The 12,175-nt window shown below is 54.0% G+C and carries 9 protein-coding genes and 1 tRNA gene; 9 read left to right on the top strand and 1 reads right to left on the bottom strand.

Annotated features, from left to right (window positions below; translation table 11 throughout):
- Nucleotides 1-7: 7 nt before the first annotated feature.
- Nucleotides 8-493, bottom strand: a complete 486-nt coding sequence (locus tag RA29_RS02945; RefSeq protein WP_039682789.1) for an acyloxyacyl hydrolase — start codon at nt 491-493, stop codon at nt 8-10.
- A gap of 192 nt (nt 494-685) precedes the next feature.
- Between RA29_RS02945 and ychF the strand changes: the two genes are divergently transcribed.
- The 9 genes from ychF (at nt 686) to RA29_RS02895 (ending at nt 12,045) form a co-directional block, all read left to right on the top strand.
- Nucleotides 686-1,783 (top strand): redox-regulated ATPase YchF, encoded by a 1,098-nt coding sequence (gene ychF / locus RA29_RS02940; protein WP_039683864.1) that lies wholly within the window; start codon nt 686-688, stop codon nt 1,781-1,783.
- A 147-nt stretch (nt 1,784-1,930) separates the two neighbouring features.
- Nucleotides 1,931-2,020 (top strand) — tRNA-Ser (locus tag RA29_RS02935).
- 146 nt (nt 2,021-2,166) lie between these two features.
- Nucleotides 2,167-3,333, top strand: a complete 1,167-nt coding sequence (locus RA29_RS02930) for a site-specific integrase (RefSeq protein ID WP_039682787.1) — start codon at nt 2,167-2,169, stop codon at nt 3,331-3,333.
- A gap of 55 nt (nt 3,334-3,388) precedes the next feature.
- Nucleotides 3,389-3,721, top strand: coding sequence for a hypothetical protein (locus RA29_RS02925; RefSeq protein WP_039682785.1), 333 nt, complete (start codon nt 3,389-3,391; stop codon nt 3,719-3,721).
- A gap of 335 nt (nt 3,722-4,056) precedes the next feature.
- Entirely contained in the window at nt 4,057-4,278 is a 222-nt protein-coding gene (locus RA29_RS02920; protein ID WP_039682783.1) for a helix-turn-helix transcriptional regulator, read from the top strand.
- A 491-nt stretch (nt 4,279-4,769) separates the two neighbouring features.
- Nucleotides 4,770-6,980, top strand: coding sequence for a DEAD/DEAH box helicase family protein (locus RA29_RS02910; protein WP_241462538.1), 2,211 nt, complete (start codon nt 4,770-4,772; stop codon nt 6,978-6,980).
- Nucleotides 6,980-8,458 (top strand): class I SAM-dependent DNA methyltransferase, encoded by a 1,479-nt coding sequence (locus tag RA29_RS02905; RefSeq protein WP_039682779.1) that lies wholly within the window; start codon nt 6,980-6,982, stop codon nt 8,456-8,458. The genes RA29_RS02910 and RA29_RS02905 overlap by 1 nt, the downstream gene beginning before the upstream one ends.
- Nucleotides 8,455-10,173, top strand: coding sequence for a restriction endonuclease subunit S (locus RA29_RS02900; protein ID WP_039682777.1), 1,719 nt, complete (start codon nt 8,455-8,457; stop codon nt 10,171-10,173). The genes RA29_RS02905 and RA29_RS02900 overlap by 4 nt, the downstream gene beginning before the upstream one ends.
- A gap of 6 nt (nt 10,174-10,179) precedes the next feature.
- Nucleotides 10,180-12,045 carry an AAA family ATPase gene (locus RA29_RS02895; RefSeq protein WP_039682775.1) on the top strand — a complete coding sequence of 622 codons (1,866 nt, stop codon included), beginning with the start codon at nt 10,180-10,182 and terminating at the stop codon, nt 12,043-12,045.
- The last annotated feature ends 130 nt before the right edge of the window (nt 12,046-12,175 follow it).

The following is a 12,175-nucleotide window of genomic DNA, read 5'->3' as shown; positions in this document are numbered from 1 at the left end:
AGCGCCGTCAGAAGCGGAAATGGTACCTGATGTTGTAAACGTTCATGCCGGGGTTGTCGTCGGCCAGGCTCGCGTTCGATTTGTGCGAGATGGAGGCCGAGATCGCGTGGCCGTTGTCGAACTGATAGCCGACGCCCAATAGGGACCGTATTTCGAAGGACGAGCCAAGGTCATTGCCGGCTGTCCCTTCCTCGAAAAAGCCGGGCATGATGCTGTTGTCGATGAACCAGCCGCTTTGCCACTGCCAGCGCGACCAGATCCCGCCGCCGATAAAGGCGTCGCCTTCGCCCGTCAGGCTGACATTTGCGCCCCAGGCCACCGACAGGATGCGTTTTTGCACAAAGGGTGTGTGGCGGTATTCGAGGTCGATTGCTGCGCTGTCCTGACCCTGGTCCCCGAAATCGGTGGTGCCGAGGCCCAGGGTCCATTCCTGGGCCATTGCGCCTGCAGCGCCAAAGAGGAAAACGAATATCGCAATAAAAATGCGGGCCATGGTATTGATCCTGCGTCGTAACTTACTTGTCTGCACCGTATGGGTGCCAATTCGCGCACACTGCGCTACCTGCGGCTTTCACTTCAAACCCTTTCACGCTGCGGCCGTTCACTTTTTCGCCCACCTGTCACCGCCTTGCACCTGTTGGCCGTCCTGCTAGAAGCGGCGCAACCGCACAGAAGGATCGTTCCGATGGGTTTCAAGATGGGTATCGTGGGCCTGCCAAATGTCGGCAAGTCGACCCTGTTCAATGCGTTGACCAAGACCGCTGCCGCGCAGGCTGCAAACTTTCCGTTTTGTACGATTGAACCCAATGTGGGCGAGGTCGCCGTGCCTGATGCGCGGCTGGACAAGCTGGCGGCGATTGCGGCGTCCAAGCAGATCATCCCGACCCGGATGACCTTTGTCGACATCGCGGGGCTGGTCAAAGGCGCGTCCAAGGGGGAGGGGCTGGGCAACCAGTTTCTGGCCAACATTCGCGAGGTCGACGCCATCGCCCATGTGCTGCGCTGTTTCGAGGATGGCGACGTGACCCACGTCGAAGGTCGTGTGGACCCCGTCGCCGATGCCGAGACGATCGAGACCGAGTTGATGCTGGCCGACATCGAAAGCCTTGAAAAGCGTCTGCAAAACATCGTGCGTAAGGTGCGTGGGGGCGACAAGGAAGCGGTGCAGCAGGAGCGGCTGATGAAGCTGGCGTTGGCTGCGCTGGAAGACGGTCAGCCTGCCCGCGTGGTCGAGATTGATGACGAGGACGCCAAGGCCTGGGCGATGCTGCAGCTTTTGACGACCAAGCCTGTTCTGTACGTCTGCAATGTGGGTGAGGCCGAAGCCGCCGAGGGCAACGCGCATTCGGCCAAGGTGGCCGAGATGGCCGCGGCGCAGGGCAACAGCCACGTCGTGATTTCGGCCCAGATCGAGGAAGAGATCAGCCAGCTTGAGGACGATGAAGCCCAGATGTTCCTTGAGGAGATGGGGCTGTCGGAAGCGGGCCTCGACCGGTTGATCCGCGCGGGCTATGAGCTGCTGCATCTTGAGACATACTTTACCGTCGGCCCGAAAGAGGCGCGCGCCTGGACGATCAAGACGGGCACGTCTGCGCCCAAGGCCGCAGGTGTGATCCACGGGGACTTTGAAAAAGGGTTCATCCGGGCCGAGACCATCGCCTATGACGATTTTGTCACGTTGGGTGGCGAGCAGGCGGCCAAGGATGCCGGCAAGATGCGCGCCGAGGGAAAGGGGTACGTCGTCAAGGATGGTGATGTGATGCATTTCCTGTTCAACACCTGAGTGGCGCCAGATCATGCGCTGCGCGGTCGCGCTGCGGCGCGGACCGACGCATGTTCAGGTCATCATTGCGACAGCGGTAAGACCTGTTTTCGCTGTGATGACATTCCCGTCTTGCACGTCTGTGTCCACTTCGTTAGAGCGGTCAGCGGAGACGTGGCCGAGTGGTCGAAGGCGCTCCCCTGCTAAGGGAGTAGGCGGGAAACCGTCTCGAGGGTTCGAATCCCTTCGTCTCCGCCACCCACCACTTTTATGCAGTTACATTCGATGCTGTTAGGACCCTTATGGGGCTGTTTTTGTTGGTTTATCCGCATTCATTGTTGCCATTGAGTTTTCTTCGATTAGACTCGTTTCTATTCATTGCGTGGTAGAAAACGTGGTATTTTATGGCTGCTCTGAGCGGAAAGCTGACGAAGAATCTGGTGCGAACCCTCGGCCCCGGTCGCCATGGCGACGGGAGTGGGTTGTACCTTGTGGTCGATCCATCTGGTGCGCGTCGCTGGATCGTTCGCGTAACAGTTAAGGGCCAACGCAACCGCGAAGGCAAGCCGCTGCGGACGGACTTCGGCCTGGGCGGTGCGGATGTCGTGACTCTCAACGAAGCGCGAGACCGAGCCTTGGAGTATCGCCGCCTCGCAAAGCAGGGCATCAATCCACGCTACAACGGACGTCAGGAAATCCCTTGCTTCGAAGAGATCGCGCGTCAGGTCCACATCGAGCGCCTGCCGACATGGAAGAACCCCAAGCACGGCCAGCAATGGATTAACACGCTGTCCGAGTATGCTTTCCCCAAGATCGGGCGCTTGCCTGTATCGGAGGTCGGTCAGCCGGAGGTGCTGCAAGTCCTGCTCCCGGTCTGGACAGAGAAACACGAAACAGCCAAACGCCTCGCTCAGCGGATCAAAGCCGTGCTGGACGTGGCAAAGTCAAAGGGCTTCCGAGACGGCGAGAACCCCGTGACAACAATCCGCGACGCCCGTGTGCTGCCACAGGTCAAACAGAAGGTGCAGCACCACAAGGCAATGCACTGGAAAGACGTTCCAGAGTTCTACGCCAACCTGGCGACCAAAGACGCCATGGCAGCGAAGGCACTGATGTTCACGTGTCTGACAGCGAGCCTTACCAGTGAGGTTCTGCACGCACGCTGGGAAGAGTTTGATTTCGAAGAGAAGCTATGGACCGTTCTGGCTGAACGAATGAAGGCGGACGTGGAGCATCGCGTCCCGCTGACAGCGGAGATGTTGGCGATCATCGAGCCGCTCAAAGCTCTAAGATCAGAAGTCGTTTTCGAAGGTCAGAAGCGTCACAAACCTATGAGCAACATGGCAATGCTCATGCTTCTACGACGAATGAAAGTTGAGGGCATCACCGTGCATGGGTTCCGCTCTACGTTCCGCGACTGGGCAGCGGAACAACCCGGGGTGTCGCGAGAAGTTGCTGAGATCAGCCTGGCACACAAGGTCGGAACTGAAGTTGAACGAGCTTATGCGCGCTCAGACCTTTTGGATACGCGATGTGCCGCCTTTGGTGTATTCGCCTTACGCTGCGTTTGAGGCACCTGACCCCGTTGCGGAGACTCGAACCAGGCGGACCCGCAATGATCGGATCATGAGGCTTGAGCGTTTCATTCACGCAAAGCCAGAGGACAGCAACTTCTCGATCTGGGACTCGCTTCAGGCTCACATCACTGGCGCGCGAAAAAGCAAGGCGGCGAAGAAAGACTTCCTGCACGCGTTCCTTCAGTATCCAACCGATTTGGAGCTCAACAGCGACCGCGAGCGCCTCATGCTCCGCCAGGCCGTTGAGTTCATCAACCTGACATACGGCGGCAAGCTCCCGGCCATCTCTCGGGTCTCTCAGAACACCAGTTGCTGCATAATATCGACGTGCCCATTCGTTCACGTCCTCAATGCTGCCATACCGCAAGCTGTCATTTTCTAGCAGGTTAAGGTCTACCGGTTCGCCACGCACACGGACTTCGACCATGGTTCCGTCGCGTTTGATAGCCCAACCATAGAAAGACAACATGGCATTGAGTTTCGATAGAGCGACTTGACGCTTCAATCTCGCAAATACGTTGGTCCCGGGAAACTGCTTGATGGCGCACAGACGTGTGCGTGCAAGATCCCGAAGTTCTATGAACTGTCGGGATGTTTTCTCAATCTTGCCGTTTTGAAAGTGGTCAAACACCAGAAACACCCCGAATGCTGCCTTCCATCACAAAATGATACGATAAGTCCGTAGACGATAAAACATCTTTCTTGCCCCTAGGGAGGATGTCGAACCGATTTACAGTGCGGGATTTTGGCGAGAACCTCCGGGCAGCTCGCAAACAGCGAGGTTACTCACAGGAAAGCTTTGCCCATGCTGTTGACCTTGACCGGACCTACATTGGTGGAATCGAGCGGGGTGAGAGGAACCCCGGCCTGAAGACCGTCGTTCGGATCGCTGATGCACTGGAAATCGACGTAGCCGACCTATTCAGGTCAAATAGCTAGCGGCTTGTCTTCGACCTTACGATCAGTTCGAGATCATTTGCTTCGATAAGCGACAGGACTGTTTCCAGACGCACGCCTTGGTCACCACTTTCGACCTTGGAAACTGTTGCCTGTCTTACGTCCGCTTTTCCGGCGACTTCGGCTTGGGTCAGTGAGGCAGCCTTCCGAGCTCGGCCCAGTGCAATGCCAAGGTCTTGCGGGTTTGAAATCCGAATATCTATGGCTGTGTCTCCGCATCGAAGTTCCCTCTATGCAATATACGCTTTTGCGTATAATTGTATAGTGCAGTGGTAAGCAATTGATCGCATCAACACGCTGATGCTGTCTGCTAGGAGCCGATTTATACGATGTCTTTGTCGCCAGAGGAAAAAAAGAAGCTGAGCGAGTCAGACATTTGCGATCTATATATAACGCCATCGCTTAAACAGGCTGGTTGGGATCCGTTCACGCAAATCCGGCGAGAGGTCACTCTTACACCTGGGCCAATAATTGTGCGCGGCACACTGTCATCACGAAACAAGAAGAAGAAAAAATTCGCTGACTATGTTTTGTCCTGGGAGCCTTCGTTACCAGTGGCTGTTTTGGAAGCAAAGGACAACAATCACTCGGTTGGCCAGGGGATGCAGCAGGCCCTCGGGTACGCGGATATCATGAAAATCCCCACGGCATTCAGCTCAAATGGGGATGGCTTCGAACAACACAACAAGCATCCAAAGCACGGAGAAGATATCGAAACATCGCTTGAACTGGATGCATTCCCTGACCCTCAAACACTCTGGGATCGATACCGATCCTATCGCGGCATTGAGGACGATGAGCAGCAATTGCTGATGGAACCGTACCACGATGACGGCTCCGGTAAGGAGCCGCGATACTATCAGGCAGAAGCTATCAACCGAACGATCGAAGCGATCGCAAAGGGCGAAAAGCGTGTCCTACTAGTGATGGCAACGGGAACAGGGAAGACCTACACCACTTTTCAGATCATCTGGCGCCTGTGGAAGGCCGGGGCCGCGAAGCGAATTCTGTTCCTTGCAGACCGGAACATCTTGGTCGATCAGACCCTAGTCAACGATTTCAAACCGTTCGGCTCGGTCATGACCAAGATCGGAAATCGCAAGATCGATCCATCGTACGAAATCCACTTGGGACTTTACCAGTCGCTTACGGGCCGTGATGAAATCGACAAGACTTTCAAAACAGTGTCGCCTGACTTCTTTGATCTGATCGTCGTCGATGAGTGTCACCGTGGGAGCGCATCTGAGAATTCTGAGTGGCGGGAGATTTTGGCCTATTTCGATGGCGCGATACAGATTGGCCTTACCGCGACACCAAAAGAGACAAAGGACGTCTCAAGCAGCACATATTTTGGCGAGCCGGTTTATACCTACAGTTTGAAGCAGGGCATCGAGGACGGATTCCTAGCCCCGTATAAGGTCGTGAAGATCGATATCGACAAAGACGTCGAAGGGTGGACACCGCCTCCGGGCACCATCGATGACCTTGGTAATCCACTTGAGGAACGCCAGTACAACCAAAAGGACATGGATCGTATCCTGGTCCTCAATCAACGCACCAAGTTGGTTGCGGCTCGTGTAATGCAGCTGCTCAACGCCACCGATCCTTTCAGCAAGACCATCATATTCTGCGAAGACATCGACCATGCGGAACGCATGAGAAAAGCAATCGTCAATGCTGCTGGCCAGCTAGCTATCGACAATCCGCAATACGTGCGTCGGATCACCGGGGATACAAAAGAAGATGGCAAGGCGGACCTCGACAATTTCATCGACCCGGAAAGCAAGTTCCCAGTGATCGCAACTACGTCTGAGATGCTGACAACCGGAGTGGATGCAAAGACCTGTAAGTTGATTGTTCTCGACAAAACAATCACGTCCATGACCACGTTCAAGCAGATCATCGGTCGCGGAACGCGTGTAGATGAAGAGCATGGCAAATGGTACTTCACGATCATGGATTTCAAGAAGGCGACAGAGCTCTTCAATGATCCAGACTTCGATGGTGATGCCGTTGTGATCTACGAACCCGAAGACGACGATCCGCCTGAGCCGCCCGATCCACCAGAAGACCCCGAAGACGAGGGCGAAAATGATCCAGAAATACCGGGCTCGACCAAGCTGGTTGTCAGCGGCGTTGAGGTCCAGATCATCGCAGAGCGGGTCAGTTTCATCGGTCCGGATGGCGCACTTATCACCGAGTCTTACAAAGACTTCGCTCGAAAGCAGATTTTGACCGAGTTTGCTTCGTTGGATGATTTTATCCGGAAGTGGAACGATGCCGATAAGAAGGCTGCGATCATCCAGGAGCTGGAAGAGCATGGTATCCTGCTCGAAAACCTAGCCGAAGAAGTAGGCAAGGACTTCGGCGACTTCGATCTCCTCTGTCACATTGCGTATGACCAGCCGCCCCTTACACGCGCGGAGCGCGCCAACAACGTCAAAAAGCGCAACTACTTCACAAAGTACGGCGACGAGGCTCGGAAAGTCCTGTCCGCGCTCCTGGACAAGTATGCAGATGAAGGCGTGCGCACGATCGAAGACGCGCGCGTCTTGCGCCTTGATCCCTTCGATGAAATTGGAACCCCGGTCGAAATCATCCGCGATGTTTTCGGCGGGAAAGAACAATACGAACAAGCCGTTAGAGAGCTTGAACAACAAATTTACAAGCAGGCGGACGGCTAATGGGCGATCTCACAAGCATCATTAAAGCAATCCAAGACATCATGCGCAAAGACGTGGGTGTCGATGGTGATGCGCAGCGTATCGGTCAGATGGTTTGGATGTTCTTCTTGAAGATCCTCGACGATCGTGAGCAGGAACTCGAACTGATCGACGACGATTTTGTCTCGGCGCTTCCAGATCACCTACGTTGGCGCAACTGGGCGGGAAAGCGCGAAGGACTGACCGGCGAAGGGCTCTTCGATTTCGTACAGGACACGCTGTTCCCCAAGCTTAAGGCACCGGTGAAGGTTCAAGGCCCGCAGAGAGATCAGGCGCTGATCATCCAGCGAGTGTTCGAAAACGCCTATAACTACATGAAATCGGGCACACTTCTTCGCCAGGTCATCAACAAGATCAACGAGATCGACTTCAATAACCGCGAAGACTGGCACACTTTCGGCGGCATCTATGAGCAAATCCTGCGCGATCTGCAAAGCGCCGGCAACGCGGGTGAGTTTTACACGCCTCGCGCGGTTACGCGCTTCATCGTGAACCGTGTTGATCCAAAACTGGATGAGGTCGTCTTTGACCCTGCCTGTGGGACCGGCGGCTTCCTGACCTGCACGATTGACCACAAGAAAGACCACTACGCCAAGACGAGCAAAGAACGTCAGAGACTCGCCAAAACCATCCGAGGCGTCGAAAAGAAGCCGCTGCCCTACATGCTCTGCATGACCAACATGATCCTGCACGGGATCGATACGCCGTCCAGCATCCGCCTCGACAACACATTGGCCAAACCCTACCGCGACTACAGCGACAAAGATCGCGTTCACTGCATCATTAGCAACCCGCCGTTCGGTGGGATTGAGGAAGACGGGATCGAACAAAACTTCCCGTCCGGCCTGCGCACACGAGAGACGGCCGACCTGTTCATCGCGGTCATCATCAAGCTGCTCAAGAAACACGGCCGCGCCGCCGTTGTCCTACCCGATGGTTTCCTTTTCGGCGAAGGGACCAAGACGCGACTGAAAGAAATGCTTCTGTATGAGTGCAACCTCCACACCATCGTCCGCCTGCCCAACGGTGTCTTCAACCCCTACACGGGCATCAAGACCAACATCCTGTTCTTCACCAAGGGTGAGCCGACCAACGATGTCTGGTTCTATGAGCACCCTTATCCGGAGGGCGTGAAGAACTACAACAAATCCAAGCCCATGCAGTTTGCGGAGTTCCAGCCCGAGATCGACTGGTGGGGGGATGAGGCAGATGGTTTCAAAGCGCGGAAGGAAACCAAACAGGCCTGGAGGCGGAGTGTTGAGTACTTTGAACAGCGTGGTTTCAACTTTGACGACAAGAATCCTTTTGAAGAAGCGAAGAAAGACCTGAACCCCGATGATCTGTTGATCGATTATCGGGCTGCGCAGAACGACATTCAAAAGCTGCGCGATCAGTTGAAGTCGATCCTGTCTGATGCGTTGAACGGTAGCCGTTCATGACAGATGTGAACCAGCTCATCACCGACCATCTGTCTATCTGGACAGCGGCGACCGAAAAGAAATCCAGTGCAGGACGAGGCAATGGAGGCAGTGTCAGCCTCCATGGGATCAAGAAGCTTCGGGAGTTAATCCTGGAGCTGGCAGTGCGCGGCAAACTGGTCCCGCAGGATGATACCGATCTTCCTGCCGATGGATTGCTTGACCAGCTGCATTTTCAACAGACCCAGATGTATGCCAAGAGCCTCATCAAGAAGCCCAAACCCGTTGCCAAGATCGCTGCATCAGAACTTCCTTTCGAGCTTCCGCGTGGTTGGGCGTGGTGTCGCGTGTCTCAGCTTGGCCACGACTGGGGGCAGAAGGTTCCGGACAGCCAGTTCACATACATCGATGTCGGTTCAATCAACAAAGAGCTGGGCCTAGTTTCTGAGCCAACAGTCCTTGAGGCGAGCAAAGCGCCATCGAGAGCGCGCAAATTGGTTCGGAATGGAACCGTAATCTATTCCACAGTTCGCCCATATCTGCTCAATATTGCGGTTATCACAGAGACTTTTGAACCTGAGCCGATTGCGAGCACCGCCTTCGCTATCGTGCATCCATTCGACGGAGTTTCGGCCTCTTACCTGTATCGCTATTTCCGCTCACCGGCCTTTATATCCTATGTGGAAGGGTGTCAGACCGGCATCGCCTATCCGGCCATCAACGACAAACAGTTCTTCTCTGGCCTGGTGCCGCTCCCCCCAACCGAGGAACAACACCGCATCGTGGCCAAAGTGGATGAGCTGATGGCGCTGTGTGATGCGTTGGAGCGGCAGGCCGAGGACAGTCTCAAGGCGCACCAAACGCTCGTCGAAACCTGCCTCGCTACCCTCACCAACAGCCAATCCCCCGAAGAGCTCACCCAGAACTGGACCCGCATCGAAGCCCACTTCGACACGCTCTTCACGACTGAAGAGAGCGTTGAGGCTTTGCGCGATTGTGTGTGGTCACTTGCTGTAAGGGGAATGATGGGGAGTTGTGCCGCAGCCAGCTCTACAGATGGTTCAAACCATACGAACGATGCCGTGCCGAGCACCGCCATTAGAAAAATCCGCAAGCCTTTGCCGCTGCTTTCGGAAGAAGACGTCCCATTCGGCATTCCAGATGGTTGGGTTTGGCTTCGGGTTTGCGAGCTGTTTCAGGTAAGTAGCGGGACGTCATTCCCTGCGAAGGAAGAAATGGATAGTGGCGAGTACGCGTACATCAAAGTTGCAGATATGAATCTGCCTGAAAATCAATCGGAGATACGAACTTCGTCACGTTTTATTGACCCAGACATCAAGCAAAAGAAGAAGCTGATCCCCGCCAACAGCATTGTGTTTCCCAAGCGAGGTGGTGCTATAGCGACGAACAAGAAGCGATTTGTTCGAAGCGAAATCTTCGCTGACCTTAACATAATGGCTTTAACCGTACCCGCCGACATTTCTATCGATTACGTGATGATCTGGCTCAAAGGTATCGATCTTGCACGGCTCAACACCGGCACAAGTGTTCCGCAGATCAATCATCAAGACATCGATCCACTTCCATTTCCGCTGCCACCTAGACCGGAGCAGGACTTCATTGTCGCGAAAGTCCGGGCTCTGGAAGAGCTTTGCGATTTTTTAAAACAAAGGCTTTCTGCCCAAAACCGATTATCGACCAATTTAGCAGATGCCCTTGCAACTAAATTTCATTGAGAAAACATGCGTTTAAAATCTGTTTGGATCAGCAATTACAAGAACATCCGCGACCTCACGCTAACCTTCGACGGTGATAGCTTCCTCGACATTTTCGTCGGCAAGAACGGGACGGGTAAGTCCAATTTCTTCGAAGCTTTGGTGGAAATCTTCCGCCACATCTTCGACAGCCGGAACGAGCAAGACGACATACCGTTCAGTTACGAGGTGATCTACGAGATCGATGGTAAGGACACCACTATCCTGTTCCAAGAAGAGCTGTTCACCGTCAACGGCCGCGAGCAGAAGACTGTTGGACAAGCTCCGGTGCCAGACAACGTCCTGGTCTATTATTCCGGCCACAACCCGACGATCAACCAGACAGTCTCCCGCTACGAAAGGCGCTTCGCTGATCAGAGTAGAAGCTGGCAGGCCGACGCGGCGCGCAAATTCATTGGCATCAGGTCTGATTACAAGGAGCTATTGCTATCGGTCTTGCTAATGCAGGAAGAGGATTGCGTCGCCCGGCAGTATCTGTGTGAGAAGTTGCAAATCGACGTGGTACCTAAGCAGGCCTTCGAACTTAAGCTCAAGCGGCCGTCATTCGCATCAAGGGTGCAAGTTGATGTCGCAGTTGCTGAGACCTTTCTATGGGGAGCGGGGGGCGCAGTTCGAACCTTCCTTGACCGTCTGACAGATTGCATCGAGGGCGGCTTCACCTTTGGGTCGATCTACGACCGCGAAACCGATCAATATACGATCCCGATCGATCTTACCCGGTTCCAGAAAACCTTCGATGGTGTTTCCGCATCTGAGCTATTCCGTAGCTTTGATCAGCTCAAAGCTATCGACATGTTCGCGGGGCTGTCTGTGCCTCTGCGCCTGATGAACGGCGATGTCGCAAAGGTTGGTGATTTCAGCGATGGTCAATTCCAGTCGGTGTATATCTTCGCGATTTCGGAGCTGTTCAAAGACCGCAACTGCATAACGCTTTTGGATGAGCCAGACTCGTTTTTGCATCCTGAGTGGCAATTTGGCTTCCTTAAGCAGGTAGTGGACATCACCGGAACCGATGCAGCAAAGACCAATCATGTTTTGTTGAGCAGCCATAGCGCTTCTACGATTGCTAGGTCTCAAGAACCTGCAATCAGAATGTTCCAATTCGGCGAAAAGGGCGTAGACGTTGTTTCTAGAGACAAAGCGACCATTGTGAAGTCGCTGTCAGCAGGATTGATCACCTTTTCGGAGAAGGAGGCAAAACTCAGCATCTACGAGATTTTAGAGAACACAACGGATGCGGTGCTCTTCACAGAAGGCTTAAGTGATAAGATCATCCTGGATGCTGCAATTGAAAAGCTGTTCCCAAACCAAGACTTAGGTTTGGTTGTGCAGGGTGCGTTCGATCGGATTTTCTTGCGAAATCTCTTTTCAAGGGAGGAGCTTCGCAAGAGCTACAAAGGCCGAAGCATGTTTGCTCTCTTCGACTTTGACGAGGCATTTAACGACTGGGATGGCTTGAAAAAGTCCGAGATGGTTGAAGAAGATCCTCTCCGTGGACTCGGCAAGCGACTGAAGCACAAGTCTCACTGCGCGTTCTTGTTGCCTGTCCCGGACCACGCCGCCATCCGCAAGCAAGCGCTTAACGCTGATGGCGATCCCTTTAATGACGGTAGTGCCTGCGTCCCGATCGAGCTGCTTTTCTGCGATCCAGACAATCTGGGCGAACACTTCAAGACAAAGGAAGTGATGGGTGGAGGTGAGGTCATTCAGTTTGTGGGCGACAAGGTAGCATTTGCAAAGAAAGTATCGGCAGACCTTCCTGCAGCCGCCTTTGAGCGCTTCCGCCCAATGTTGGAATTTATGCGTGATGAGGCAGTCAAAGCGAAAGGCTGATTGGTCAAGGCGAGGTATTATTTGTGGTATATCGTCTTGGATAAGAAAAAATAAATAATAATAACAGTGTATTGGGGTTTTTGTAATGATCCCTTCGTCTCCGCCACTTTTTCCAGCAATTGCGTGTACA

The organism is Tateyamaria sp. ANG-S1, assembly GCF_000814025.1.
Classification (GTDB): domain Bacteria; phylum Pseudomonadota; class Alphaproteobacteria; order Rhodobacterales; family Rhodobacteraceae; genus Tateyamaria.
This window is presented reverse-complemented; position numbering and strand designations above follow the sequence as displayed.

What these genes read in the sequence shown, in the direction of transcription:
- RA29_RS02945 (WP_039682789.1), bottom strand. Translation starts at nt 493, where the DNA reads ATGGCCCGCATTTTTATTGCGATATTCGTTTTCCTCTTTGGCGCTGCA.
- ychF (WP_039683864.1), top strand. Translation starts at nt 686, where the DNA reads ATGGGTTTCAAGATGGGTATCGTGGGCCTGCCAAATGTCGGCAAGTCG.
- RA29_RS02930 (WP_039682787.1), top strand. Translation starts at nt 2,167, where the DNA reads ATGGCTGCTCTGAGCGGAAAGCTGACGAAGAATCTGGTGCGAACCCTC.
- RA29_RS02925 (WP_039682785.1), top strand. Translation starts at nt 3,389, where the DNA reads ATGAGGCTTGAGCGTTTCATTCACGCAAAGCCAGAGGACAGCAACTTC.
- RA29_RS02920 (WP_039682783.1), top strand. Translation starts at nt 4,057, where the DNA reads ATGTCGAACCGATTTACAGTGCGGGATTTTGGCGAGAACCTCCGGGCA.
- RA29_RS02905 (WP_039682779.1), top strand. Translation starts at nt 6,980, where the DNA reads ATGGGCGATCTCACAAGCATCATTAAAGCAATCCAAGACATCATGCGC.
- RA29_RS02900 (WP_039682777.1), top strand. Translation starts at nt 8,455, where the DNA reads ATGACAGATGTGAACCAGCTCATCACCGACCATCTGTCTATCTGGACA.
- RA29_RS02895 (WP_039682775.1), top strand. Translation starts at nt 10,180, where the DNA reads ATGCGTTTAAAATCTGTTTGGATCAGCAATTACAAGAACATCCGCGAC.